Source organism: Stenotrophomonas sp. RIT309, from assembly GCF_000632045.1.
Taxonomy (GTDB): Bacteria; Pseudomonadota; Gammaproteobacteria; order Xanthomonadales; family Xanthomonadaceae; genus Stenotrophomonas; species Stenotrophomonas indicatrix.
The window spans coordinates 42,077-66,423 of record NZ_JFYS01000005.1; the positions used below are offsets into that span (position 1 = coordinate 42,077).

Annotated in this window: 22 protein-coding genes; 15 read left to right on the plus strand and 7 right to left on the minus strand. The window is 67.5% G+C overall.

The window, feature by feature from the left end; all coding sequences use genetic code 11:
• The 3 genes from lldD (at position 1) to BW38_RS16125 (ending at position 3,783) form a co-directional block, all read left to right on the plus strand.
• On the plus strand, positions 1 to 1,140 hold the full coding sequence (lldD, locus tag BW38_RS16135) for an FMN-dependent L-lactate dehydrogenase LldD (protein ID WP_032975264.1): 1,140 nt from the start codon (positions 1 to 3) through the stop codon (positions 1,138 to 1,140).
• Positions 1,137 to 2,843 (plus strand): D-lactate dehydrogenase, encoded by a 1,707-nt coding sequence (gene dld, locus BW38_RS16130; RefSeq protein WP_032975265.1) that lies wholly within the window; start codon positions 1,137 to 1,139, stop codon positions 2,841 to 2,843. Before lldD ends, dld begins: the two co-directional genes overlap by 4 nt.
• Positions 2,844 to 2,910: 67 nt before the next feature.
• Positions 2,911 to 3,783, plus strand: a complete 873-nt coding sequence (locus BW38_RS16125) for a hypothetical protein (RefSeq protein ID WP_235189901.1) — start codon at positions 2,911 to 2,913, stop codon at positions 3,781 to 3,783.
• Between the two features lie 49 nt (positions 3,784 to 3,832).
• Here BW38_RS16125 and BW38_RS16120 read toward each other — a convergent pair whose 3' ends face one another.
• Positions 3,833 to 4,126: a hypothetical protein gene (locus BW38_RS16120; RefSeq protein ID WP_025878511.1), complete on the minus strand. Its 294-nt coding sequence runs from the start codon at positions 4,124 to 4,126 to the stop codon at positions 3,833 to 3,835.
• Between the two features lie 168 nt (positions 4,127 to 4,294).
• Between BW38_RS16120 and BW38_RS16115 the strand changes: the two genes are divergently transcribed.
• Both BW38_RS16115 and BW38_RS16110 read left to right on the plus strand, forming a co-directional pair.
• On the plus strand, positions 4,295 to 4,957 hold the full coding sequence (locus BW38_RS16115) for a hypothetical protein (protein ID WP_032975267.1): 663 nt from the start codon (positions 4,295 to 4,297) through the stop codon (positions 4,955 to 4,957).
• Positions 4,958 to 5,034: 77 nt separating this feature from the next.
• The gene (locus BW38_RS16110) at positions 5,035 to 5,799 is read left to right on the plus strand and encodes a CDP-diacylglycerol diphosphatase (RefSeq protein WP_200867496.1); all 765 of its coding nucleotides are present in this window, start codon (positions 5,035 to 5,037) and stop codon (positions 5,797 to 5,799) included.
• On the opposite strand, the gene BW38_RS16105 is transcribed toward BW38_RS16110, so the two are convergent.
• Positions 5,796 to 6,401 carry a GNAT family protein gene (locus tag BW38_RS16105; protein ID WP_032975270.1) on the minus strand — a complete coding sequence of 202 codons (606 nt, stop codon included), beginning with the start codon at positions 6,399 to 6,401 and terminating at the stop codon, positions 5,796 to 5,798. The two genes, BW38_RS16110 and BW38_RS16105, sit on opposite strands and share 4 nt — an antisense overlap.
• A 219-nt stretch (positions 6,402 to 6,620) precedes the next feature.
• Between BW38_RS16105 and BW38_RS16100 the strand changes: the two genes are divergently transcribed.
• Both BW38_RS16100 and BW38_RS0120520 read left to right on the plus strand, forming a co-directional pair.
• A complete protein-coding gene (locus BW38_RS16100) occupies positions 6,621 to 9,347 on the plus strand; it encodes a TonB-dependent receptor (protein WP_032975271.1) in 2,727 nt (908 codons plus the stop codon).
• Between the two features lie 76 nt (positions 9,348 to 9,423).
• Positions 9,424 to 10,089, plus strand: coding sequence for a hypothetical protein (locus tag BW38_RS0120520; RefSeq protein ID WP_235189902.1), 666 nt, complete (start codon positions 9,424 to 9,426; stop codon positions 10,087 to 10,089).
• A gap of 27 nt (positions 10,090 to 10,116) precedes the next feature.
• On the opposite strand, the gene BW38_RS16095 is transcribed toward BW38_RS0120520, so the two are convergent.
• Entirely contained in the window at positions 10,117 to 10,758 is a 642-nt protein-coding gene (locus BW38_RS16095; protein ID WP_025878517.1) for a hypothetical protein, read from the minus strand.
• Between the two features lie 184 nt (positions 10,759 to 10,942).
• Between BW38_RS16095 and BW38_RS16090 the strand changes: the two genes are divergently transcribed.
• Positions 10,943 to 12,103, plus strand: coding sequence for an amidohydrolase family protein (locus tag BW38_RS16090; RefSeq protein WP_032975273.1), 1,161 nt, complete (start codon positions 10,943 to 10,945; stop codon positions 12,101 to 12,103).
• A 438-nt stretch (positions 12,104 to 12,541) separates the two neighbouring features.
• Here BW38_RS16090 and BW38_RS16085 read toward each other — a convergent pair whose 3' ends face one another.
• Positions 12,542 to 13,423, minus strand: a complete 882-nt coding sequence (locus tag BW38_RS16085; RefSeq protein ID WP_032975274.1) for a LysR substrate-binding domain-containing protein — start codon at positions 13,421 to 13,423, stop codon at positions 12,542 to 12,544.
• 94 nt (positions 13,424 to 13,517) lie between these two features.
• Between BW38_RS16085 and BW38_RS16080 the strand changes: the two genes are divergently transcribed.
• Positions 13,518 to 14,219 carry an ankyrin repeat domain-containing protein gene (locus BW38_RS16080; RefSeq protein WP_032975275.1) on the plus strand — a complete coding sequence of 234 codons (702 nt, stop codon included), beginning with the start codon at positions 13,518 to 13,520 and terminating at the stop codon, positions 14,217 to 14,219.
• 49 nt (positions 14,220 to 14,268) lie between these two features.
• On the plus strand, positions 14,269 to 15,735 hold the full coding sequence (locus BW38_RS16075) for an amidohydrolase family protein (RefSeq protein WP_032975277.1): 1,467 nt from the start codon (positions 14,269 to 14,271) through the stop codon (positions 15,733 to 15,735).
• A 15-nt stretch (positions 15,736 to 15,750) separates the two neighbouring features.
• On the opposite strand, the gene BW38_RS16070 is transcribed toward BW38_RS16075, so the two are convergent.
• Positions 15,751 to 16,680 (minus strand): LysR family transcriptional regulator, encoded by a 930-nt coding sequence (locus BW38_RS16070; RefSeq protein ID WP_032975278.1) that lies wholly within the window; start codon positions 16,678 to 16,680, stop codon positions 15,751 to 15,753.
• A 94-nt stretch (positions 16,681 to 16,774) separates the two neighbouring features.
• Between BW38_RS16070 and BW38_RS16065 the strand changes: the two genes are divergently transcribed.
• A complete protein-coding gene (locus tag BW38_RS16065; protein ID WP_032975279.1) occupies positions 16,775 to 17,971 on the plus strand; it encodes an MFS transporter in 1,197 nt (398 codons plus the stop codon).
• 598 nt (positions 17,972 to 18,569) lie between these two features.
• Here the strand turns inward: BW38_RS16065 and BW38_RS16060 are convergent.
• Both BW38_RS16060 and BW38_RS16055 read right to left on the minus strand, forming a co-directional pair.
• A complete protein-coding gene (locus BW38_RS16060) occupies positions 18,570 to 19,223 on the minus strand; it encodes a response regulator transcription factor (protein WP_032975280.1) in 654 nt (217 codons plus the stop codon).
• Entirely contained in the window at positions 19,216 to 22,239 is a 3,024-nt protein-coding gene (locus tag BW38_RS16055; protein ID WP_032975281.1) for a sensor histidine kinase, read from the minus strand. The genes BW38_RS16060 and BW38_RS16055 overlap by 8 nt, the downstream gene beginning before the upstream one ends.
• A 104-nt stretch (positions 22,240 to 22,343) precedes the next feature.
• Between BW38_RS16055 and BW38_RS16050 the strand changes: the two genes are divergently transcribed.
• The 4 genes from BW38_RS16050 to BW38_RS16035 all read left to right on the plus strand — a co-directional run bounded on the left by BW38_RS16050 (position 22,344) and on the right by BW38_RS16035 (position 24,252).
• Positions 22,344 to 22,676 (plus strand): hypothetical protein, encoded by a 333-nt coding sequence (locus BW38_RS16050; protein WP_032975282.1) that lies wholly within the window; start codon positions 22,344 to 22,346, stop codon positions 22,674 to 22,676.
• A gap of 78 nt (positions 22,677 to 22,754) precedes the next feature.
• On the plus strand, positions 22,755 to 23,171 hold the full coding sequence (locus tag BW38_RS16045; protein ID WP_025878527.1) for an AraC family transcriptional regulator: 417 nt from the start codon (positions 22,755 to 22,757) through the stop codon (positions 23,169 to 23,171).
• The gene (locus BW38_RS16040; protein ID WP_032975283.1) at positions 23,168 to 23,824 is read left to right on the plus strand and encodes a hydrolase; all 657 of its coding nucleotides are present in this window, start codon (positions 23,168 to 23,170) and stop codon (positions 23,822 to 23,824) included. Before BW38_RS16045 ends, BW38_RS16040 begins: the two co-directional genes overlap by 4 nt.
• A 2-nt stretch (positions 23,825 to 23,826) precedes the next feature.
• Positions 23,827 to 24,252 carry a DoxX family membrane protein gene (locus tag BW38_RS16035; protein ID WP_025878529.1) on the plus strand — a complete coding sequence of 142 codons (426 nt, stop codon included), beginning with the start codon at positions 23,827 to 23,829 and terminating at the stop codon, positions 24,250 to 24,252.
• The last annotated feature ends 95 nt before the right edge of the window (positions 24,253 to 24,347 follow it).

Genomic DNA, 24,347 nt, shown 5'->3' on the forward strand with positions numbered 1-24,347 from the left:
ATGATCATCTCCGCCTCCACCGATTACCGTGCCGCAGCCGAACGCCGGCTGCCGCCGTTCCTGTTCCACTACATCGATGGTGGCGCGTATGCCGAGCACACGCTGAAGCGCAACGTATCCGATCTGTCCGACATCGCGCTGCGCCAGCGCGTCCTGCGCAACATGTCCGGCCTGAGCCTGGAAACCGAGCTGTTCGGCGAGAAGCTGGCGATGCCGGTGGCACTGGCACCGGTCGGCTTGACCGGCATGTATGCCCGTCGCGGCGAAGTGCAGGCCGCGCGTGCAGCCGACAGCCGCGGCATTCCGTTCACGCTTTCCACGGTGTCGGTGTGCCCGATCGAAGAAGTCGTCCCGGCGATCCAGCGCCCGATGTGGTTCCAGCTGTACGTGCTGCGCGATCGCGGTTTCATGCGCAATGCGCTGGAGCGCGCGCAGGCGGCCGGTGTAACCACCCTGGTATTCACTGTCGACATGCCGGTGCCGGGCGCGCGCTATCGCGACGCACACTCGGGCATGAGTGGTCCGAACGCTGCAATGCGCCGCATCGGCCAGGCCATCACCCATCCGCGCTGGGCGTGGGACGTGGGCCTGCGCGGACGCCCGCATGACCTCGGCAACATCTCCACCTACCGTGGCAACCCAACGGGCCTGGAGGACTACATCGGCTGGCTGGGCAGCAACTTCGATCCGTCCATTTCGTGGAAGGACCTGGAGTGGATCCGTGAGTTCTGGAAAGGCCCGATGGTGATCAAGGGCATCCTCGACCCGGACGATGCGCGTGATGCGGTCGCGTTCGGCGCCGATGGCATCGTGGTCTCCAACCATGGCGGCCGCCAGCTCGATGGCGTGCTGTCCACCGCTCGGGCGTTGCCGGCCATTGCCGACGCCGTGCAGGGTGACCTGAAGATCCTCGCCGATTCGGGCATCCGCACCGGCCTGGACGTGGTGCGCATGCTGGCGCTGGGCGCCGACACCGTGCTGCTGGGCCGCGCGTTTGTCTACGCTCTTGCCGCGCAGGGCGAGGCCGGCGTGGCCAACCTGCTGGACCTGATCGCCAAGGAAATGCGCGTGGCGATGACCCTGACCGGCGCGCATCGCATTGCCGACATCGGCCGTGATTCGCTGGTGCGCCTGCCATGAGTGATCGCAACACGGTGCTGGAACAGTTGCGTGCCGCGGTGGGGGACCGCCACGTACTGACCGGCGACAAGGCCACCCGTCGCTTCCGTCGCGGCTATCGCTTCGGTGATGGCCCGGTACTGGCAGTGGTGCGCCCGGGCACGCTGCTGCAACTGTGGAACGTGCTGCAGGCCGCGGTGCAGGGCGGGGCCGCGATCATCCTGCAGGCGGCCAATACCGGCCTGACCGGCGGTTCCACCCCGGACGGCGACGACTACGGCCGGCCGATCGTGCTGGTCAGCACCCTGCGCCTGACCGGCATCCAGCTGTTGAATGAAGGCCGCCAGGTGCTGTGCCTGCCCGGCGCGACGCTGGACCGGCTGGAGCAGACGCTGGCGCCACTGGGCCGCGAGCCGCACTCGGTGATCGGCTCGTCGTGCATCGGCGCCTCGGTGCTGGGCGGCATCTGCAACAACTCCGGTGGCGCGCTGGTGCGCCGCGGCCCGGCCTATACCGAACTGGCGCTGTATGCGCAGGTCGACGCGCGGGGTGAACTGCAACTGGTCAACCATCTGGGCATCGCGCTGGGCGACACGCCCGAGCAGATCCTGCAACGCCTGCAGAGCGGTGACTACAGCGCCGCCGATGTCAGCGACGGTGATGGCCGTGCCGCCTCCGATCCGCGTTATGCCGAGGAAGTGCGCAAGGTCGATGCCGATACCCCGGCACGCTTCAACGCCGACCCCAGCCGCCATTTCGAGGCGGCCGGATCTGCCGGCAAGCTGGCGGTGTTCGCCGTGCGCCTGGATACCTTCGAGAAGGAGGCCGCCGAGGTCTTCTATATAGGCAGCAACCGCACCGACAGCCTGACCGCGATCCGCCGCCAGCTGCTGACCGGCTTCGAGCGCCTGCCCATCGCCGGCGAGTACATCCACCGTGATGCGTATGACATCGGCGAGCGCTACGGCAAGGACAGTTTCCTGCTGATCGACAAGCTCGGTACCGCGCGCGTTCCGGCCGCATTCGCACTGAAGAGCCGGGTTGATGGCTGGTTTGAACGGCTGGGCCTGCGCGGTGTCACCGACCGCATGATGCAACTGCTGACCGGACTGCTGCCTTCGCACCTGCCCAAGCGCATGGGCGAGTTCCGCCAGCGTTACGAGCATCATCTGCTGCTGAAGGTTTCCGCACAGGATGCGGCTGCCACCGAGGCCTGGCTGCGCGGCTTCTTCAACGACCACGAAGGCGGCTACTTCCCTTGCACGGCGGACGAAGGACGCAAGGCCTTCCTGCATCGCTTCGCGGTGGCCGGTGCGGCGGTGCGCTACCGCGAAGTGCACCGCCGGCAGGTGCAGGACATCGTCGCGCTGGACATTGCGCTGCGCCGCGATGACGCCGACTGGTTCGAGCAGCTGCCGGCCGATATCGATGGGCGCCTGCTGCACAAGCTGTACTACGGCCATTTCCTGTGCCATGTGTTCCACCAGGACTACATCGCGCGCAAGGGTGAAGATCCGATGGCCATCGAGCATGCGATGTGGGCGTTGCTGGACCAGCGCGGCGCGGAATACCCGGCCGAGCACAACGTCGGCCACCTGTATCCGGCCAAGCTGGCGCTGGCCGGCTTCTACCGCACGCTGGACCCGAGCAATACCTTCAACCCCGGCATCGGCCAGACGTCGAAGGCGAGAGGCTGGGGCAGCTGCGACTGCGACGGGCATTGAGCCGCAACGTGGCGCCTGCGCTACCATCGGCCCCTCGCAAGGACGTGCCGGTGCGCACAGGATGATCATGGTTTCCACGCGCATGGCTTACGCGCTGCTGTCTGTACTGCTGCTGGCATCGTCGTTGCCTGCAGCGGCGGACGTTGCGCCCGTTCAACGGGACGCGGCAGGCAACCGGCTGGAGACGCTGCTGCTGCAGGGCGGGCAGGGACCGGACGGCCCGGAGCGCTACTGCACTGCTGATGGCCAGTGGTGCGTGCAGGCGCTGCCTTCAGCGGGCGAAAGCCAGCCGGCCTCGCTGGAAGTTGCCGAGCGCGCGGATGCTGAAGGCGAGCCGCAGATGCGCTACGTGCCCATCGACGTGGTTGACGATGGCGACCTGCGGGTCTGGCCCTTCATCGTGCGCCTGGCTCCCGGCGCCGGGGCAGGCCAGGCCGTGGCCGATCCACAACAGGCCGCATTGCAGAACGTGCTCGTCGGCGGTCTGGTGGAGGCCCGTGCGATGTATTCCGGCGGCGGTGCCAGAGCATCGACCCTGCACCTGGCGCGCATCCGTCATCTCGACGATGGCATCCAGGTGGACGCCGACGTGCTGTCCGTTGCGTGGTCGGCCAACAAGATGATCCGGGCCTGTTTCAGCGAGCGCGATTTTGATCAGCGCGCCGGCGCCTGCCATGACGAGTACAGCTTCGATGCGGAACTTGCGCTGGCAACCGAAGCGCAGGACATGCCCGTACTGCGCTACCAGACCGGGGCCACCAACTATCCGGCCGGGGTATCACCGCAGCGGGATTCGCTGGCCAAAGGGCGGTTGACGAAGAAGGACCTGCGCACCGAACAGGATGCGCAATGCAGCTACACGCGCATCTTCCGCTTCACGTCAGGGGCGTACCAGCCGGACCAGCCGCTGCCGGAGTGCTCGGCCTACACCGAGCCCTGAGCCATGGAGCCGGACGCATGCCCGGCTCTGCGCAACGGCCGTGACGCGCTTACTCGCAGCGGGTGGCGGTGATGATGTTGTCCTTGTCCACGAACACGCGCAGGCGGTCCTGGCGGATGTCCTTGGTGGTGATGGTGGCCGGGCCGATGGGGTTGACCATGCCGGCGCCGCTTTCGCTGGACAGGCGGCGGATGTTCGGCTCGTTGGCCGGCTGGCCGATGGCCCAGCCCAGCTGGCTGGCATCGCAGCGGCCACTGCCCTTGACCTCCGGGCCGGGAGTGCTGACACAGGCCGACAGCAACAAGGCCGAGGCGGGCAGCAACAGAGTCAGGCGGATGGTCATGCGGGCGCTCCTGCGCAGGGGATTGGCGGCACGATAGCACTGACCGCGCGAAACCCGGCAGCGTTCGGGTCATTGCCCGCGCGGCCGCCGCACTGCATAGTGGCCGGCGTTGCCGGCAACGTGCCGGCGGGCAGGCCGGGCCACTCCGGTGCAGGTGTTGGGTCCGGTATGAGGTCAGGCAGTTTCCGTGGCAGGCAGAACGCAGTGAAGGCGACGGCAGTGCTGTCGTTGCTCTGCATGGCAGTGGCAGCCATGGCTGCCGAACCGACGCCAGCGCCGGCGGCCGAAGCGCCGGTATTTGGTGGCTGGCGCAACCTGCAGACCGAAGCCGGATACCAGCCGGCGCAGCGCAACCTGGCGTTCGCGATGCTGCCGCAGGCCGCAACCCGTGGTGATCGCTTCGCCATCCTCGACCGTGAAGGCAAGCGCACGGTGTGCTGCCTGCAGGTGGCCAGCGAGTCGCTGGGTGTTGCCGCGCTTCGCGAGCAGTACCACCTGCCGCAGGCCGGGGTGACCGATCTGAGCAACGGCCGCAGCCCGGCGCGCCCGTATCTGCCGCATGTCTATGCGATGCAGCGGGTGGATGAACTGGCCGATTATGGTTTCGCCGATGTTGCCGGTGCCTACAGCGACCTGGGCGGGCTGCTGCTGCCCGACGCTGCCGCGCTGGCTGCCGACGGCACCGAGGTGCGCGTGGGCGAGGGCCATTATCGCCTGCAGTTCCACCGCCAGCCGCTGGCCGATGATGACGGCGCACTGGACCGGTACACCCTGCAGGTGCTGCCTGCCGGCGACCCGGTCGTGGTTGAAGTGCCGTTCGGCACCTACTGATTGCCACATCCCACTGGCTAGAATGGCGCGCGGCGCTGCCTGCGCGCCTGATCCTGCGAGTTGTTGCCGTGCGATTTCTGTTGCTGCCCCTGCTGTTGCTGGCCGGTTGTGCCAGCGTGCCCCCTGCGCCGCCACCGGCCCATTCGGATGCGCTGTGGCGCCTGATCGAACGTGATTGCCAGGGCGCACAGTCGCCACGCGGCGATTGCCTGCAGGTGCGCCCGGCCGTTGATCACCGCGATGTGCTGGTCAAGGACGCGCACGGCCGCTATCAGTTCCTGCTGATGCCACTGGACAAGGTCAGTGGCATCGAAAGTCCCGCGTTGTACCGGCGCGGGGCACCCAATTACTTTGCTGCCGCCTGGCAGGCCCGCGCTCGTACCGAGCAGGCACTTGGCCAGCGGTTGCCGCGCAGCGTCGCCAGCCTGGCATTGAACTCGCCGCATGGACGTTCACAGCACCAGCTGCACATCCACGTCGATTGCCTGCGCGCCGACGTGCTGCGGGCGCTGGAAGACAATCGCGCGGCCCTCGGCGCGCAGTGGGCACCGCTGCCGGTAAGGCTGCGCGGCCATCAATACCAGGCGCGGTTGCTGCCGGGCGAGGCGTTGACTGCCAATCCCCTCAACCTGCTGGCCTATGGCCTGAGCGGTGTGGACAGGGTTGGCCAATGGAGCCTGCTGGTGGCGGGGCACGAGGACGTGCATGGCGCGCCGGGTTTCATCCTGCTGGCCACGCAGCTGGATCCCGGCAGCGACAACGATGCCAGCGCCGAGGAGCTGCAGGACCATGCCTGCAGCGTGTTGACCGGCGCGGATGCTTCGCTGGAGCGGGTGCGCTAGTTCTCTGCTGACTGCCGTTGCAGCCAGGCAGGGGCTGTCAGGGCGTAGAGCTGGCGGTCCTGCCAGCCTTCGACATCCAGGTGGTGGTCGCGCAGCAGGCCTTCGCGCTCGAAGCCGATCGCCTGCAGGGTAGCGACCAGCGCGCTGCCTGCATCGGGCGGTAGCAGTACGAACAGGCGACGGATCCCCACCTGTTCGAACAGGAACGTGCACAGCGCCTGCAACGAAGCGTGCAGCTGCCGCCGCTGGGGACAGCCTGCGGCATGCAGCCAACGCAGTTCAACGCTGCGCGCATGCGCGCAATGCAGGCGCAGGTTCAACTGGTCCAGCAGCTCACCCGCTGCGTCGAAGCTGCCCAGCAGCAGCTGATCGTTGTCGTGTTGCAGCTGCGAACGCTGAACACCGCAGAGGAAATGGGCTTCGGCATCGAAATGGTCAGGCGGGTTGCCGCTGCGTTCGACCTGACGATAGTGGTGACGCCAGGCGGAAAGGTCTGAACGCTGCAACGGCCGCAGCACCACAGGCCCGTGCTGGAGCAGCAGGAGGTGGCGGCGCAGCACCGGTCGCAGCGGTGGCAGGGAAGTAGGGAAATACCGGTTCATGGGGTGCGACGATGCCGCAGGCCGGCGAGGGGGAACAATGAAAGAAGTTGCAAATGCGGCGCGGTCGCTGGCTGCGGTCTGATTCGGTTCAGGCATAACGCCATCAAGCCTGGTCATTTCCGTTGCAACCATCCGTTCAGGACACTTTCGTTACGGGATCGTTATGCGCACACCGTCGCCAGCGCCCCGGACCACCCGCCCAACTCCCCCAGGTAGCCCATGTCCGCCTCTTCCCTGGCGCTGCGCCCGCGTCCGCTGGTGCTTGCCTTGTCGTCCCTGATGCTGGCCTCGTTGCCGGCCTTCGCGCAGGAAAGCGCACCCACCTCATTGCAGGAAGTGAAGGTCACCGGCTCGCGCATCCCGCGTGCCAGTGTCGAGGGGCCGTCGCCGGTCACGGTGATCAGCCGCGAGCAGATCGATGCGCAGGGCTATCGCAATGCATTCGATGCGTTGAGCGCGCTCACCGAGAACACCGGCAACGTGCAGGGCGAGGACTTCGGCAATACCTTCACCCCGGCGGCGAACACCATCAACCTGCGTGGCCTGGGCCCGAACCGCACGCTGGTGCTGGTCAACGGCCGACGCCAGGCCGACTATCCGCTGGCCTACGAAGGCTCGGTGAACGTGGTCAACCTGGCCAACATCCCCAGTGCGCTGATCGAGCGCATCGAGGTGCTGGCTGCGGGGGCGTCTGCGGTGTATGGCTCCGATGCCATCGCCGGCGTGGTCAACATCATCCTCAAGGACCGCTTCGACGGCGTGGACGTCAACGTGCGTGCCGGCGGCACCCAGCAGGGCGGTGGTGACAACCAGCGCGTGCAGGTGGTGGGAGGCAGCTCGGGCGACCGCTGGGAAGGCCTGTTCGGCTTCGAACTGGACGTGCGCAAGGCGATCCACGCGCGCCAGCGCGATTTCATGGATTCGCTGGACGATGACCCCACCGGCAAGGCGCCGCAGCCGACGGCCGTCGCCTATCGTCGCAATGCAGCCACCGGTCGCAACATCGATCCGGGCGCCGCCGGCTGCGATGCGGCTTCGTCCATCTACGGTGGCAGCGTGCTGCGCGCCAACAACCCGCGCCAGGGCTGGTACTGCGGCAGCAACGAAGCCGCTGCCAGTTACTGGACCGTGCAGACCGAGAAGCGCAACCTCAACGGTTACGGCCTGCTGACCTTCCACGTCAACGAGACCACCGACCTGTTTGCGGATGTCGCGCTGGGCAGCGCACGGATCAACAACAATACCCGTGCGCCCACCTGGACCTCGTCACGCAACTACTTCTACAACCAGAACACGGGCAACCTGGAGAGCTGGTACCGCCGCTTCGCGCCGGAGGAAATCGGCGGCCTGCCGCGCAATGCCAATCGCTTCCTGGAAAACTCGTGGTCGTTCAACGTCGGTGCGCGTGGCCAGATCGGCGACAGCGGCTGGGACTACGAGGCCGTCTACAGCCGCTCGCGCTACGAGAACCGCACGCGCCGCCCGGTGCTGCTGGCCGGCATCAACGAGTACCTGCTGGGCCCGCAGCTGGGCGTGCGCAACGGCGTGGAGGTCTATGCACCAGACCCTGCGCGCCTGTTCCAGCCGTTGACGCCCGATGAGTACGGCCGCCTGTCCGACTACCAGGAGAGCCGCAATGCCGCGTGGCTGCAGACCTTCAGCGCGACGGTCAACGGCCGCCTGTTCGCGTTGTCCGGTGGCGATGCCGCATTGGCCGCGGTGGTCGAAGCGGGCAGCCAGGGCTACCGCAATCGCCCGGACCCGCGCTTGGGCACCGGCGAATTCTGGAACACCAGCGCCGGCATCGGTGCTGGTGGCGAACGTGACCGCTATGCGGCCGGTGTTGAACTGCAGCTGCCGTTGCTGCAGTCGCTGACCACCACCCTGGCAGGTCGCTACGACCAGTACCGCGCCGGCGGCGAGCATATCGGCAAGGCGACCTGGAGCTTCGGTGTCGAATTCCGTCCGATCGAAAGCCTGCTGATCCGCGGCACCGCGGCCACCAGCTTCCGTGCGCCGGACATGAACTATGTGTTCGCCACCGAGACCCGAGGCTACAACCCCGGCATGACCGACTACTGGCGCTGCCGCACCGCCGGCCAGTCGTATGACAACTGCGACTACAACGGCCTGTCGATCGACTACAGCAACCGCGCCAACCCGCAGCTGCAGCCCGAGTCGGCCAAGTCGTATGGCTTCGGCGTGGTCTGGTCGCCACTGTCCGGGCTGGATTTCAGCGCCGACTACTACGACATCCGCATCGACAACGAAGTGACCAGCCTCGACACCAGCCGCATCCTGCGTGATGAGGCCGATTGCCGGCTGGGCCGCACCCTCGGCGGCGAAACGCGCGACATCAGCTCGTCGCTGTGCCAGGACGCGCTTTCGCGGGTGATCCGCAACCCCTCCACTGCCACCGTGCAGCCGGACCAGGTGACCCGCGTACTGATCAACCCGATCAATGCGGCATCGGAGTCGGTGCGCGGCATAGACCTGAAGGGCAACTGGCGCTTCGATGCGGGTCGCTATGGCCGCTTCACCACGCGCCTGGCCTACACCCTGGTGCTGGAGCATGAGTACAAGCAGTTCGCCGATGACGAAGTGCGCGACATCCGCAATTCGCTGGATGACTACCAGTGGCGCAGCAAGGCCAATGGCAGCATCACCTGGAACCAGGGCGACTGGACCACGACGCTGTATGGCAACCGTTTCGGTTCGCTGCCCAAGACCGATGGCAGTGGCCGCATCGCACCGTACATGACCTACAACGCCAGCGTGTTCCGCCAGTTCGGCGAAAACCTGTCGGTTGGCGTGATCGTCAACAACCTGCGCGACAGCCGCCCGCCGGCAGACAAGAACGGTGGCGGTTGGCCGTTCTATCCGGTCGGCAACTACGACCCGTATGGCCGTCAGTTCTGGGTGCAGCTGGATTACCGGTTCCGTTAAGCGATGCAAAACGAAAGGCCCGGCATTGCCGGGCCTTTCTTTGTGTGGCACTTCGCTTCCAGCGCCAAGCAATGGCATGCTCACCCAATCAGCAGGGAGGAAACAACGCATGGACGTTCGTCATCTGATGGTTGTGGTGCTCGCAGTCGCGGGCTGCAGCAGCAAAGAAGAAGCACCGGCAGCCGCTGCCCAGGATGCCACGATGGCGCCTGCCGACCGGGTTGAGGCAGCAACACGGATACGCGATGCTGCAACATCCCTGCACACCGCTCCCGCTTCGCCCGGGTCTGCAGTCATTGCTGCGGCGGCCAAGCCAGCGGAAGGAACGTTCCTCACCGGCGAGCGCAGCCTGTTGAGTGAGGGGGCGATGTCCGTTGAACGATTCCATGCGGTGGTCGGTTCCAACAGAGCATTCGCACAGGCGGTCAGCCAATTCGAGCAGGATGCCGCACGCCAACCGGAAGCACAGGATCTGACCGGGCTGTACAGGTCAGCGGTGACTGCGGCGCTGGACGGGAATACGGACGTGGTCTCGTTCGCATGCGGCTACAGCTTGTGCCTCGGCGAGATCCGCAGCCGGACCGAAGACGGTTTCAGCGCCTGGGCGCGCTCCTTCGGGAAGGGCAACACGCCTCCCGTCTATGCATTCGCAACGGCCGAGTACACCCTGGGCCGGAACCTGCATTCGGGACGCTTCGTGTTCTCCACCGATCCGGCTGCCAACGGCATCACCACCCAGTAGGTCGGGACATGCCGGGCGGATGAAACATTACGGCAGCGCCTGCACCAGGTACGACTCGATGACGTAGCTGAAAGGCTGCTGCTGGCGGTCGCGCAGCAGCGCGCGCACTTCCAGGATCACTCCATGGTCGCCATCGCCGCGCGGCGGCCAGAACGTCTGGTCGGTCACGGTCTGGCGCTGGAAGCCGAGCGGACCGACCACGCGGCCGAACGGTTCGTCGGTCGTGTCCAGGACCTGGTTCATGGCCGGGCTGAGATGGTCGGGCAGGTACCAGTTGTCGGCCTCGGACAGCACGCGGCTGCCGCAGGCCAGCTGCACGCGCCGGTAACGCAGGGGCGTGGAGGCAGTGGCGCCCAGGGCCTGCAGCACGTCGGCCGGCGCGGTCTTGTCCTGGCCGTGCACACGCACGGCACGGACCCGGGCCTGCTCGGCCAGGCCGTGCTCGGCGCACCAGCTTTCCAGGGTGGCGGTGGCGCTCTGGCCGGCCAGCACGCGCTGGTGCAGTACCTCCACCAGCGCGGCGGAGGCAATCCGCTGCTGGCCCGGCGGCGCCTGCAGGGGCGCGCTGGCGCTGGCATCGGTGGCGGACAGGCTGGCGATCGGGGCAGCGGCCAGCAGGGACGCGGCCTGCCAGCGGCGAAGACGATCGTGGCGGTCGGACGGGCCCATGCGGCATCACAGCGGAAACAGGTGCCCATGTTACCCGTTCAGGCGTGTATCCGGCGTCCCTGCGGCGCACGGTCGCGGACGGGATTCATCGTGCCGGTGAATGCATGGCATGCAGATATTTCGTTGGCCGATGGACGCGGCGGCGGGCAGGATGGCGCCAGTGTTGGCTTTCCGGGAGAACCTGATGACCCTGCAGTTCGTCCATGGTGGCGTCGATCGCGACGGTGCCCCGCTGCATTTCCACATCCGTGATGGCCGGTTTGTCGGCATCAATGGCGACAATGCAGCAGCACAGGGAGCCGAAAGCGTCGATCTGACCGGCTTTACCCTGCTGCCTGGACTGGTCGACGGCCATATCCACCTGGACAAGAGTTTCGTCGGCGACCGCTGGCACCCGCATCAGCCGGTGAACAGCCTGCGCGAGCGTCTGGCAGTGGAAAAGGCCGCGATTGCCACCGCCGCACCCATGGCCGATCGTGCCGAGGCCCTGATCCGCCAGTGCAGCGGATTCGGTACGGTGGCGATGCGGTGCCACGTTGACATCGATGGCAGCACCGGCCTGCGTCACCTGGAGGCGGTGCGTGAAGCGGCGCTGCGTTGTGCCGACATCATGCGCATCCAGTGGGTGGCATTCCCACAGGCGGGCGTGATGTCGTGCCCGGGTACGGCGGCCATTCTGGAACAGGCGATTGCTGCCGGGGTGGAGGTGCTTGGAGGCATCGACCCGAGCACGCTGGACGGGGATGCCGAAGGCCAGCTTGCGTTGTTGTTCGGGCTGGCCGAGCGCTATGGCGTGCGTCTGGACATCCATCTGCACGAGCCGGGCGAGACCGGCCTGGCGCAGCTGCTGCGGATCGCCGCGCGCACACGCGCGGCGGGCCTGCAGGGCAGGGTGGCGGTCAGTCACGCCTATGCGCTGGGCGAGGTGCCGTTGGCGCGGGCGCTGCAGGTGGGTGAGGCCTTGGCTGCCGCAGGCGTAGCGATCATGAGCAATGCGCCGGGCGACCATCCGTTCCCGCCGCTGCGTGCTCTGCACGACGCCGGTGTGCGCGTGTTCGCCGGCAACGACAACATCCGTGACTGCTGGTGGCCCTATGGCAATGGCGACCTGCTGCAGCGGGCGATGCTGCTGGGCTATCGGTCGGGCTTCTACACCGATGCGGACCTGATGCTGGCGCTGGACATGGTCACCACCCATGCGGCGGAGGTGATCGGGTTGCCGCAGTACGGCATTGCAGAAGGTCGTCCGGCCACCTTCGTGGCGGTGCGTGCCGACCATGGCCCGGCGGCGGTGGCCGCAGTGCCGGCCGAGCGACGCGTGGTGGTCGACGGTCGCTGGCTGTAGCGGCCGGGCCGAGCCCGGTAGCACCTGGTAGTGCCGGCCGCTGGCCGGCAACTTCAACAGCAACAGCCGAAGCAACAGCGGCATTCTGAGGTAGGGCGGTGCGGTGTCGGATTGCGGGGACGCCGCAAGTACGTCCTTGTAGGCTCAGCCGCGCCATCCATGGCGCGGATGCCCCGCAATCCGACACCGCACCGCCTCCGACAGGTTCCCGCTGACCAGCAGATCCACGCCATGCGTGGATGAATCTCCATTGGAAATCGAATATCTCGAAAAGCATCCACGCGTGGCGTGGATCTACTGGTCGACCAAGGTCGACACCTACCAAGAGCAGGCCATGCCACCCCGCCACCCCACAGGAAACCAGCTGTTGCCGTTGCCGTTGAGGTTGCCGGCCAGCGGCCGGCACTACCAATGCGGTGCAGGGCGCAGCCCTGCCGACTATTCCGGCTCGCGCTGCACCTGTCGCCACAACTCACTGGCCAGCGCACGCACCGCATCATCGGCATCGGCGCGATGCAGCAGGCCGATCTCGTAGTTGTCGACAAGGGGCAGGTCGCGCTGCCCATCGATGATGCGGTGTTCGCGGTTGACCGCGCGCCGCGGCAGCAGGCTGATGCCGATGCCGTCGGCCACCGCGCCCTGGATGCCGCTCAGCGAGGAACTGGTGAACGCGATGCGCCAGCGCAGGCCCAAGGCCTCGACGGCCTGGATCATCTCGTCGCGGTACAGCCCGCGCGGCGGGAAGGTGACCAGTGGCAGCGGGTCCTGCTGCAGGCTGCTGCTGCGCAGGCTGTCGATCCAATGCATCGGTTCGCGCCGGCAGTGCACAGCCTGGCGGGTGTTGCGACGCTGCTTGACGAGCACCAGGTCCAGCTCGCCATGGTCGAAGCCATGGGCCAGATCACGGCTGAGGCCGCTGCTGATTTCCAGCTTGACCTGCGGGTGGCGGCGACTGAAGGCGGCCAGCATGCGCGTGGTCTGCGGGTTCACGAAGTCCTCCGGCACGCCGATGCGCACCGCGGTCTCCACGGTGGCGCCGGCCAAGGCCTGGGCCAGTTCCTCGTTCAGATCCAGCATGCGCCGGGCATAGCCCAGCAGGGTGTGCCCGGCGTCGGTGGGATGCACGTCGCGGTGGCCGCGTTCAAGCAGGCGGTGGCCGGCAAGCTCCTCCAAGCGGCGGATCTTCTGGCTGACCGTGGACTGGGTTGAATGCAGGCGGGTAGCCGCGGTGGTGAAGCTGCCACAGTCGGCGACCATCACCAGGGCCCGCAGCAGGTCCAGTTCGAACACTGTTCTATTCGATTTGGCACTGTCTTGCATTTGAACATTTCACTTCTGGATACCCGTGCCGACTTCTACCATGCAGGGCAGGGGCCGGCAATGGTCGGCGCCATTGCGCATGAGGAGAGTCACGATGCACCACCCTCGCTCCCGGCAGCGCCGTTCGGCATTGGCCCGTATGCTGCTGCTGTGCCTGCTGGCCATGGTCATCCCGGCGTGTACGGCGACTTCCCGAAGCGACGCCGATGCGCAGCTGCGCGATGCCGCCAGCCGCGGTGATGCCCGCGCCGTGCGCGAGGCACTGGATGCGGGTGCTGATCTGGAGGCGCGTGACGGCCAGGGCCGCACGGCCCTGCTGCTGGCCACCCACGGCAACAGCGTGGACGCGGCGCGGGAACTGATCGAGGCCGGTGCCGACGTCAATGCCAAGGACGCGATGCAGGACAGCGCGTACCTGTATGCCGGCGCGCGCGGCCTGGATGAGATCCTGGCGCTGACGCTCGCCCACGGTGCAGACCTGCGCAGCACCAACCGCTATGGCGGTACCGCGCTGATTCCTGCGGCCGAACGCGGCCACGTCGCCACCGTGCGTACGCTGCTGCGCGCCGGCGTGGCCGTGGATCATGTCAACCGCCTGCACTGGACTGCACTGCTGGAGGCGATCCTGCTTGGCGATGGGGGCCCGCGTCACGTGCAGATCGTACAGCTGCTGCTGGACGCCGGCGCCAACCCCGAGCTTGCCGATGGCGACGGCGTAACGCCGCTGGCGCATGCCAAGCAACGCGGCTACACCAACATCGAAACCCTGCTGCGCCAGCATGGCGCGACGCGCTGACACCCGCCCCTTCCACCCGCACGCTGCCGTGCCCACCAGGATGCCGTCCATGTTCCGTTCCCATCCGTTGTCCCTTGCCGTCCTTCTTGCCGTTGCACCGCTGTCGGCGTCTGCCGCCGAGCGCGCCGATCTGCTGATCCGCAACGCCACGGTGGTCGATGTCGAGCACGCACGCAGCGTGCCCGGGCAGAGCGTGGTCATCCGTGGCGAGGACATCGTCGCGGTCGGTCCCGATGCGCAGCTACGCAGCCAGTGGAGCGCCAGCCGGCAGATCGACGCCAAGGGCAAGTACCTGATTCCAGGCCTGTGGGACATGCACGTGCATTTCGGCGGCGGGCCGGCGCTGGTGGAAGAGAACAAGGCGCTGCTGCCGCTATACATCGCTCATGGCATCACCACGATCCGCGATTGCTCCGGTGATCTTCCGCAGCAGGTACTGCAGTGGCGCGGCGACATCGCCAACGGCACGCTGTTCGGTCCGCGCCTGCTGACCTCCGGTGCGAAAATCGAAGGCATCAAGCCGGTCTGGAAGGGCACCATCGAAGTGGGCAGCAAGGCCGACGCGGACAAGGCGATCGAGCGCCTGCAGCACGACAAGGTCGACTTCGTGAAGATCACCGACAGCACGCTGACGCCGGAGCTGTTCCTGTACTCGGCCAGCGCGGCGCGCAAGGCGGGTCTCAAGGCCTCGGGCCACATTCCGATGGCGTTGACGGTGGAGCAGGCCGTGGATGCGGGCCTGGCCTCGATCGAGCATCTGGACTATGCCTTCAAGGCTGGCAGCAAGGACGAGGCGCAGATCGCGGCCGATTTCGGCGCCGGGCGCATCGATCGCGCCGAAGCCAACCGCCGGCTCGACGCCAGCTTCGATCGCGAAACCGCGCTGCATGCCTACCGTGATTTCGCCAAGCGTGGCGTATTCGTGACGCCGACCCTCAACGGTGGCCGCATCCTCGACTTCCTCGACCAGGACGACCACGCCAACGACCCGTATCTGGCCTATATCGGCCCGGGCCTGCGCGCGACCTACACCTGGCGCATCGAACGGGCGGCCAAGGCCACCCCGGCGCAGATCGAGGCGCGCCATGCGCAGTACCACCAGGTGGCTGCGGTGCTGCCGCTGCTGCAGGAAGCGGGAGTGACGATCATTGCCGGTACCGATGCTGGCTTCCTCAATTCGTTCAACTACCCCGGCATCGGCCTGCACCAGGAGTTGCAGCTGTTCGTGAAGGAAGGCCTGAGCGCACCGCAGGCGCTGTCCGCCGCGACCCGCTCCGGCCCGGCCTGGTTCGGCCAGATGCAGCGCTATGGCGGCGTCGCCACGGGCAAGGCGGCCGATCTGGTGCTGCTGACCGCCAACCCGTTGCAGGACATCGCTGCCACCGAAAAGATCGACAGCGTGATCCTGCGCGGTGATGTGTACGATCGCGCGGCGCTGGACAAGATGCTGGCCGACACCAAGGCAAAGGTCGCTGCATGGAATGCCGTGGCGAAGCAGGACCACGCTTCGCAGTGATGCGGCCGGTAGCGCCTAGCGCGGTGCCGGCCGCATACCATGCAGCTGCGGCAGCGTGGTTTTCATCGCATCGATGAAGGCGCGCAGGCGCAGCGGTTGCTGTCGCGCAGCGGGGAACACCAGATGCACCGGCAGTGGTGGAGCCTGCCAGTCCGCTAAAAGCTGCACCAACCGGCCTTCGGCCAGATCCTCGGCCACCAGCCAGGCCGACACCACTGCGGCCCCCAATCCCGCACGTGCGGCCTGCTGCACCACGAACAGGTTGTCACTCAGCAGGCGCGGCGTGATCGACAGCGTGTGCGCACGGCCCTGCGCGTCGTGCAGCAGCAGACGTTCGCGGTAGTAGGTGACCAGCGAGATCCACGGCAATGCCTGCGCCTGTTCGGGGCTGGTGATCGACTCCGCATCGGCCAGCGACGGTGCGGCCACGACAATGCGAGGTACTTCGGCCAGCGGCAGGGCAACCACGCGCGGTTCATCGACCGCGCCGACCCGCACCGCGCAGTCGATGCCTTCGGCGATGAAGTCCGGGCGGCGGTCCTCCAGGATCCACTCCAAGCTCAGTTGTGGATGCTGGGCCAGGAAGTCGAGCATGGTGGGCAGCAGCTGCGCCTGGCCGAACGCATGCGGCACCATCACCCGCAGGCGGCCGCTGAGCCTCTGTGTCTGCCCGTGCAGCTCGGCCTGCAGCGCTTCCCATTCGTCCACCACCCGCTGCGCATGGCGTTGGCAGCGCTGGCCGTCCTCGGTCAGCAGCAGGCCGTGGGTAGAGCGCTGCAGCAGGCGCAGGCCCAGTTGCCGTTCCAGGGCTTGAAGCCGACGGCTGACGGTGGGCTGGGTGGTGCCCAGCTGCATGGCGGCGGCCGAAAGGCTGCCGCTGTCGACGATGCGCAGGAAGGTACGCAGCAGGTCCAGGCGGTCGCCGCCCGATGCGAGATCGTTCATGCGTATGGCGTATGTAAAGTATGTTGTTGAGCCTACTACAGACGCCTCGCGAATGTAGGCACGCTAGGCTCCAATTCTCTCCCTGGTGCCTTCCATGCCCGCTCCCTCGCTCTCAACCGTCGTCTCTGCGCGACGCGCTGCGCCCGCCCCGTCCCTGGTGCTGGCCATGGCCGCCGGCGCGGGCTTTTCGGTGGCCTCGCTCTATTACAGCCAGCCGATGCTGGGCCTGATCGCGCAGGATCTGGCTGCGGGCGAGCGTGCCGTGGGCCTGGTGCCGACCCTGACCCAGCTGGGCTATGCGCTGGGCATCCTGCTGCTGGCTCCGTTGGGCGACCGCTTCGACCGGCGCAACCTGATCCTGCTGAAGTCGGTGCTGCTGGCGTTGGCCCTGGGGGCGGCCGCCTTGGCCGGCCAGTTGCCGGGGCTTCTTGTTGCCAGCCTGCTGGTGGGGCTGATGGCCACGCTGGCACAGGACATCGTGCCGGCCGCCGCGGTGCTGGCACCGGATGCGCAGCGCGGGCAGGTGGTGGGCAGGGTGATGACCGGCCTGCTGCTGGGCATCCTGCTGTCGCGCGTGGTCAGCGGCGTGGTGGCCGAAGCCTGGGGCTGGCGCGTGCAGTTCGGCCTCGCAGCGCTTTCGGTGCTGGCGATGGGGGCGGTGATGGCACGCGCACTGCCGCACTTCGCTGCGACCAGTACGCTGCGTTATCCGGCGCTGCTGGGTTCGTTGTTGGCGCTCTGGCGTGAGCAGCCGCAGCTGCGCCGCGCCGTGGCCAGCCAGTCGCTGCTGGCGGTGGGCTTCAGTGCGTTCTGGTCGACGCTGGCGCTGATGCTGCACGCACGGCTGGGCCTGGGCAGTGCCGCCGCGGGTGCGTTCGGCATTGCCGGTGCTGCGGGTGCATTGGCGGCACCGGTTGCCGGTCGTTTTGCAGATCGGTTGGGCAGCCCTGCAGTCGCGCGGTTGGCGATTGCCGTCGCCTTGGTTGGCTTTGCGCTGTTGCTGGTCGATGCGTGGCTGCCGGCCGTGGCGCTGCTGCCGTTGCTGGTGGTCAGCGCGCTGCTGTTCGACTTCGGTTTCCAGTCGGCGCTGGTCGCGCACCAGACCCTGGTCTACGGCCTGGTGCCGCCGGCGCGCAGTCGCCTCAATGCACTGCTGTTCACCGGCATGTTCATCGGCATGGCTGGCGGCGGTGCGTTGGGCAGCCTGGCGCTGGCGCAGTGGGGTTGGCACGGCGTGGCGTGGCTGGCGACGATCTGCGCCGGTGGCAGCCTGCTGATCCGTCTGCGTTGAGGGTGGTTCGGCAGGGCTGCGCCCTGCACCTGCTGTAGTGCCGGCCGCTGGCCGGCAACCTCAGCAGCAACAGCAACAGCAACAGCAACAGCGGGTATTCCGTGGGGGGCGGGGCGGTGTCGGATGGCGGGGACGCCGCAAGTACGTCCTTGTAGGCTTGGCAGCCGCATCCATGCGGCTGACACCCCGCAATCCGACACCGCCCCGCCTTCGACAGTTGTCCGGTGTCTGTTGGTCCATCTGTGCTTCGCTTGGATCAAATCCAATCGAAATCGAATATTTCGACAATTGATCGAAGAGCATCCACGCATGGCGTGGATCTACGTGTCGACCAAGGTCGACACCCACCAAGAGCGGCCATGACATCCGACAGTCGCGGGAAATCGTCGGAGGCGGGGAGGGGGCAGATGGCGGGGGCGTGAGCGCCATGGATGGCGCGACCGAGCTTACATGGACGTACTTGCAGCGTCCCCCGCCATCTGTCCCCTCCCCGCCATCCCAAGGAATGCAGGCTTTTGCTGTTGCTGTTGCTGTTGCTTCGGCTGTTGCTGTTGCTTCGGCCTCTGCGGGTGCAGGGCGCAGCCCGGCCGAAGCCCCTTCACTCCTGACCGGTGTCATCCAGGCTGATGATTCCGCGACGCAGTGCCTGGGTTACCGCGTGCGTCCGGTCGCCAACGCCCAGTTTTTCCATCAGGCTCTTCATGTGTGCCTTCACCGTCTGCTCGGAAATCTGCATGCGTTCGCCGATGCGCTTGTTCGACAGGCCGCCGGCCACGTGGCGCAGCACTTCGGTTTCGCGTGGCGACAACCGGTCTTCCACCACGTGCGCGGCGATGCTGGCCGCCACTTCCGCCGGTATCGGTGCGCGGCGGCCACTGGCCACGGTGCGGATGGTGGCCACCAGTTCGTGGCGCAGCATGTCCTTCAGCAGGTAGGCGCTGGCACCGGCCTGCAGCGCGCGCACGGCGCGCACGTCGCCGCGGTAGGTTGTCAGCACGATGATGCGTGCGCGGGGATCGATCGCACGGATCCGCACGATTGCTTCCACGCCATCCATGCGTGGCATCTGCAGGTCCATCAGCACCACATCCGGGCGCAGCTGTTGGTAGCGGGCAAGGGCTTCCTCGCCGTCGGCTGCTTCGCCGAGCAGGCGCAGGTCGGCATGTGCGCCGAGCAGTGCGGCCAGGCCATCGCGCAACAGCGGATGGTCATCAACCACCAGCACGCCGATGGGAGGGAGGGATTCAGTCATGGGAGGTTCTGCTCCAGGGCCAACGCCAACGCGATGGATGTCGGTGATACAAGCGACGCGCCGGCACGGACAGCGCGACTTCGGTACCCAGGCCGGGGCGTGTCCACAACTGCAGCTCCGCACCCAGCCGTTGTGCGCGCTCACGCATGCCCTGCATGCCCCAGTGTCCGCCGCCGGCGTTGTCATTGGCGATGCCGACGCCATCGTCGCGCACATGCAGCAGGAAGCAGCGCGTGCCGTAGGACAGTTCCACTTCGATGGCACTGGCCTGCGCATGCCGCAGCGCGTTGCGGATGGCCTCGCGCCCGATCAGGAACACTTCCTCGGCGGCTTCGGCCTGCAGCGGCGGCGGGGTGCCTTCCATGGTCAAGCGCAGTGGATTGGTGCCTTGGCCTGCATATTCGGCATGCACGTCGGCCAGTGCAGAGGCGAGATCGCGGCCGGCAAACGGTGCGTCACGCAGCGCGTTGACCCGTTCCCGGCCTTCGGCCAGATTGCGCTCGGCCAGCAGCATCGCCGATTCCAGCTGGGTGCGTACCGGCTCTGGTGTCTGTGCCGACTGGCTGATGGCGTGCAGGCGCAGGATGAGTCCCTGGCTGCCCTGCAGCAGGGTGTCGTGCAGATCGCGCGCAATGCGCTCGCGCTCGCCGTTGCGTTCCTGCAGGCGGGCGCGGAACAATGCCGCCAGCTGCCGGCTGCGGACCCGCACGGCCAGCGCCAGCGCAGCCATCACCACGCAGACGCACAACAGTTTGAACCAGGCGGTCTGCAGGAACGTCGGTGCGATGTGGAAGCTGCGGCTGGCTGGCGTGCTGCTCCAGATGCCATCTTCGTTGGCTGCTTCCACCTCGAAGCGGTAATGGCCCGGTGCGAGGTTGGTGTAATAGGCGCGCGTGCTCGCGCCGGCCTCCTGCCAAGCGTCGTCCACGCCGGACAGTCGGTAGCGGTAGCGGTTGCGCTCCGGCCGCGCCAGCGACAGCGCGACATAGTCGATCTGCAGCTGGGTAGTGCCGGCCGGAAGGCGCAGTCCCTCCTGCAACGGCGCCTGGGTACTGCCATACAGCACGTCACCGATGCGCACGCCAGGCGCCATGGTGTTGATGTGCGACTGCCGCGTGTCCAGCCACGCCAGGCCTTGATTGGTGGCAAGCCACAGCAGGCCATCAGCCGCCAGTACCGCAGTGGGGATGGGGCCGCTCTGCAGGGCGATGCCCGGCATGCCGTCAACCGCGTCGAACAGGCGGGGAGCTATCGCCTGATCGTTGCGCAGCGCGCTGCGCAGGGTGGCAACCTGCAGCCGCACCAGGCCGCGGCTGCCGTTGAGCCAGAGCAGCCCGTTCGCATCGGCGACCATGCCGGTGATGCCTTCCAGCACGCCGGCCATGTCGGTGCGCACCGGCAGGAAGCGGCCGTTGCCGAAACGCGCGGCCAGGCCGGCCTCGCCGGCGACCAGCAGCAGATCCTTGTGCTGCAGCAACGCGGTTACCGGGCCTACCGACAGTCCTTCGGTGGCGCCGTAGGAGTTGACCGTAGCGCCGTGCAGGCGGCGCAGGGTGCCATCGGCGTAGCCCAGCAGCAGCGCACCGTCATCGGTACGCGCCAGCGACGAACAGGCCTGCTCGGGAAGCCGGGTTTCGCGACGCCAGCGGTTGTCCGTGTAGTGCAGCACCGCGCGTTCGCCGGCGCAGGCCCAGGCCTGGTCCGCATCGGCAAACAGCAGGGCGTGCAGTGGCTGCCCGGTGAACGGTGCCGGCAGCGGTATGAGGGTGGTGTGGCCGCTGACGGTGCGCGCCAGATTGATCCAGTCGAACTGCCATACCGGAGTGGGTGCCTGCCGTGCCGCGGCCTGCAGCTGCGCAGCGCTGCCGCCCAGCAGCGGACGCCGCAGGTCGAACAGCTTCAGGTCTTCGCCATAGCCATACACCCGGCCATCACTGGCGCGTACCAATGACCGGTACGGATCGGTAGGCCCCACGGCCAAGGTCTGCACGCTGTGCGCGCGGAAGCGGTTGAGGCCGAGGTTGGTGCCTACCCAGATGTTGCCTTCGCGATCGGCGAGGACCGGCACTGCCGACGTCGCGGTAAGGCCCTGCGCGGCATCGAAGCGCTCCATGCGCACAGCCTGTTGGCCGTCGAAGGTGACCCGGGCCACGCCACCGTGCGGGCTGAGGGTGGCCCACAGGGCCCCGTCGGCCGTGAACTGCAGACGCGAGGCGACCAGCCCGGGCAGCCGCCGTGCTTCACGTTCCTCGGCGGGCAACAGGCCATGCGCGTTGGCCAGCGGCGACGTGCCGCGCACGCGGTCGGCCAGCCAGATTTCGCCGCGCGGGCTCTCGACCAGCGAGGCCATCTGCGAGACCGCGATGCCGGTGGCTTCGAAGCGGGCCGCGCCAGGAGGGCGACGCCATATCTGCAGGTCCGCCAGCACCCAGAACGTGCCGTGGCGGTCCTGCAGCACCCATTGCACGCGTCTCTGCGGCAGGCCGAAGGAAGCCGGCGGCTGCTGCCAGCGACGTCCATCGAACCAGCGCAGGCCACCATTGACGGCAGCCCACAGGCGGCCGTTGCGGTCATGCGCGAAGCGGGGGACCACACCCACCGGCACGCCCTGCGGGCGGCCGAAGCTGCGCAGGCGTTCCTGCGTGAACTGGCTGATGCCTGCCTGGAAGTAGCCGATCCACAGGCCACCATCGCCGCCATCGAGGCCGAGGGTAACCATGTTGGTGGAGGGAAAACGGGTGCCTGCCGGTGCGGCCTGCCGCTCGAAACGCCGGCCGTCGAAGCGGTACAGGCCCGAACCCGTCGCCAGCCACAACATGCCCTGGCGGTCCTGGACGATATCCCAGATATCCCCCGGGGCGCCCTGGCCGACGCGCCAGGCGGTGTGCTGATAGCCGGGCATGCCATCGCTCACTGCGGGTTGCTGCACGGCGAAGACGGGCAGGGCAGTCAACAACAGCAGGCACGACAGCAGCGCCGGCAGGCGACGCAGGAAGGGGAAGGGGCGGCCACGCATGTGGTCATTCTGGCAGGTGCGGGGCAGGCCGGGGTGACCCGTTCGGGGTAGGCGTACCGCTTCGGTGTCCGCTATCACGCCGTGATGGATGACGGAGCCCGGCGATGCAGCGCTTGTATGTGATGTTCCCTGACCGCGGCCCCGGACTGGGATTGCTGTGGCTGCGCCTGTGCGTGGCAGGAGGGCTGTTGGCGGGCGGAAGCCCGGCCGGTGTGCCGGGACTGATGTGCCTGGCGGCGATCGGCCTGCTGCTGCCCGGGCTGCTGACCCCGCTGGCGGTGCTGCTGGCGGTGCCGGGGTTGTACGGGCAGGGCGCGGCGCTGCCCTGGCTGCTGCTGCCGTTGGCCCTGCTCATGCTGGGGCCGGGCGCGTATTCGCTGGATGCGCGGTTGTTCGGCCGCCGCCTGCTGCAGCGCCGGCCTCCCCCGAATGGGTGAGCGCCGGCCTCGACCGACGGGGGTAGGGCGATCGCAGCCGGCGGCACACCATGTGTACTCCCGTCGCGGCGCTCCTTCATGGCTACCGTCCAGCCTCCTGCCCTGTCCGCAACCACGTTGGCACCGCACCAGTCGGCTGCCCTGCAGCGTGCGCTGCGCTACATCGACGAGCACCTGTCGCAGCCGCTGCGGGTGACCGAGCTGGCTGCCGTTGCCTGCGTAAGCCGGTTCCATCTGGTGCGGTTGTTCCGCATGGGTACCGGCGCCAGTCCGCTGCGTTACGTGCGCCGTCGGCGCATCGAACGCGCCACGCAGTTGCTGCCGACGGCCGCGCAGTCGATGACCTGCCTGGCCCAGCATCTTGGCTTCTTCGACCAGAGCCACTTCGTCCGCAGCTTCCGCGCCGAGACCGGCTGCAGTCCCGGCCAGTATCTGGCCGATGGCGCGGCCCGTTCCCAGCCCCCTGTTGTTTCCTCCACCGGAGTCCACCCATGAGCCTCGCCACCGCCACCCCCGCCAAAGCACTGCTGTCACCGGCCGACCACGCCCTGATACTGATCGACTACCAGTCGCAGATGGCATTTGCCACCCACACCATCGACATCTCCGCGCTGCGCAACAACGTGTCGTTGATCAGCAAGGGTGCCAAAGGTTTCAACGTGCCGGTGCTGCTGACCACGGTGGCCGAGAAGTCGTTCTCCGGCCCGATGTTCCCGGAGCTGCCGGCGATCTTCCCCGGCCAGGCGGTGTTCGATCGCACGTCGATGAACACCTGGGAAGACCAGCCGGTGATCGATGAGGTGAACCGCATCGGCAAGCGTCGGCTGGTGCTCGCCGGCTTGTGGACCAGTGTGTGCATCGTCGGCCCGGCGCTGTCGGCGCTGGAGCAGGGGTTTGAGGTCTACGTGATCACCGATGCCTGCGGCGATGTGAGCGAAGAGGCGCACGAACGTGCGATCGCCCGCATGGTGCAGGCCGGTGCCGTGCCGATCACCAGCGTGCAGTACCTGCTGGAACTGCAGCGCGACTGGGCGCGTGCTGAAACCTACGACCTGACCACCGGCATCGCCCGTGACCATGCGGGTGGCTATGGCGTCGGCATCCAGTACGCCAAAACCATGTTCGGCGCGCAGGAAGGCGGGCACTGAGCGTGCGCGATGGCCATGGCCTCGACCTGGCCTTGTTGATCCTGCGGGTGGCGGCGGGAGGATTTCTGCTGCCGCATGCGCTGGGCAAGTTGTTCGGCTGGTTCAACGGGCCAGGCCTGGCAGGTTTTGCCGGCGAACTGCGTGGCTTCGGTCTGCCGTCGTCGGCGCCGCTGCCACTGCTGCTGGCGCTGCTGCAGGTGGTGGCCGGTAGCGCTGTGATGCTGGGCTGGCAGGCCCGGATCGCCGCGCTTGTCGCTGCCGCCTTCATCGCCTTCACCGCCCTGCTGGCGCTGCGCAACGGGTGGTTCTGGATGCGCGGCGGTGCCGAGTATCCGTTGTTGTGGACGCTGGCACTGCTGGCCATCGCCCTGGCCGGGCCCGGTGCATGGGCGGTGGATGGTCTGCTTCTTTCTGGAGACATCGCGTGAACAACGAACCTCTCGATCCTGGCCGCCGCAATGTGGTGCTGGCCACCAGTGCCGCGCTGGCGCTGGGCCTGGCTGGCGGTACCGCCGCGGCCATC

What these genes read in the sequence shown, in the direction of transcription:
- lldD (WP_032975264.1), top strand. Translation starts at nt 1, where the DNA reads ATGATCATCTCCGCCTCCACCGATTACCGTGCCGCAGCCGAACGCCGG.
- dld (WP_032975265.1), top strand. Translation starts at nt 1,137, where the DNA reads ATGAGTGATCGCAACACGGTGCTGGAACAGTTGCGTGCCGCGGTGGGG.
- BW38_RS16125 (WP_235189901.1), top strand. Translation starts at nt 2,911, where the DNA reads ATGGTTTCCACGCGCATGGCTTACGCGCTGCTGTCTGTACTGCTGCTG.
- BW38_RS16120 (WP_025878511.1), bottom strand. Translation starts at nt 4,126, where the DNA reads ATGACCATCCGCCTGACTCTGTTGCTGCCCGCCTCGGCCTTGTTGCTG.
- BW38_RS16115 (WP_032975267.1), top strand. Translation starts at nt 4,295, where the DNA reads ATGAGGTCAGGCAGTTTCCGTGGCAGGCAGAACGCAGTGAAGGCGACG.
- BW38_RS16105 (WP_032975270.1), bottom strand. Translation starts at nt 6,401, where the DNA reads ATGAACCGGTATTTCCCTACTTCCCTGCCACCGCTGCGACCGGTGCTG.
- BW38_RS16100 (WP_032975271.1), top strand. Translation starts at nt 6,621, where the DNA reads ATGTCCGCCTCTTCCCTGGCGCTGCGCCCGCGTCCGCTGGTGCTTGCC.
- BW38_RS0120520 (WP_235189902.1), top strand. Translation starts at nt 9,424, where the DNA reads ATGCTCACCCAATCAGCAGGGAGGAAACAACGCATGGACGTTCGTCAT.
- BW38_RS16095 (WP_025878517.1), bottom strand. Translation starts at nt 10,758, where the DNA reads ATGGGCCCGTCCGACCGCCACGATCGTCTTCGCCGCTGGCAGGCCGCG.
- BW38_RS16090 (WP_032975273.1), top strand. Translation starts at nt 10,943, where the DNA reads ATGACCCTGCAGTTCGTCCATGGTGGCGTCGATCGCGACGGTGCCCCG.
- BW38_RS16085 (WP_032975274.1), bottom strand. Translation starts at nt 13,423, where the DNA reads ATGCAAGACAGTGCCAAATCGAATAGAACAGTGTTCGAACTGGACCTG.
- BW38_RS16080 (WP_032975275.1), top strand. Translation starts at nt 13,518, where the DNA reads ATGCACCACCCTCGCTCCCGGCAGCGCCGTTCGGCATTGGCCCGTATG.
- BW38_RS16075 (WP_032975277.1), top strand. Translation starts at nt 14,269, where the DNA reads ATGTTCCGTTCCCATCCGTTGTCCCTTGCCGTCCTTCTTGCCGTTGCA.
- BW38_RS16070 (WP_032975278.1), bottom strand. Translation starts at nt 16,680, where the DNA reads ATGAACGATCTCGCATCGGGCGGCGACCGCCTGGACCTGCTGCGTACC.
- BW38_RS16065 (WP_032975279.1), top strand. Translation starts at nt 16,775, where the DNA reads ATGCCCGCTCCCTCGCTCTCAACCGTCGTCTCTGCGCGACGCGCTGCG.
- BW38_RS16060 (WP_032975280.1), bottom strand. Translation starts at nt 19,223, where the DNA reads ATGACTGAATCCCTCCCTCCCATCGGCGTGCTGGTGGTTGATGACCAT.
- BW38_RS16055 (WP_032975281.1), bottom strand. Translation starts at nt 22,239, where the DNA reads ATGCGTGGCCGCCCCTTCCCCTTCCTGCGTCGCCTGCCGGCGCTGCTG.
- BW38_RS16050 (WP_032975282.1), top strand. Translation starts at nt 22,344, where the DNA reads ATGCAGCGCTTGTATGTGATGTTCCCTGACCGCGGCCCCGGACTGGGA.
- BW38_RS16045 (WP_025878527.1), top strand. Translation starts at nt 22,755, where the DNA reads ATGGCTACCGTCCAGCCTCCTGCCCTGTCCGCAACCACGTTGGCACCG.
- BW38_RS16040 (WP_032975283.1), top strand. Translation starts at nt 23,168, where the DNA reads ATGAGCCTCGCCACCGCCACCCCCGCCAAAGCACTGCTGTCACCGGCC.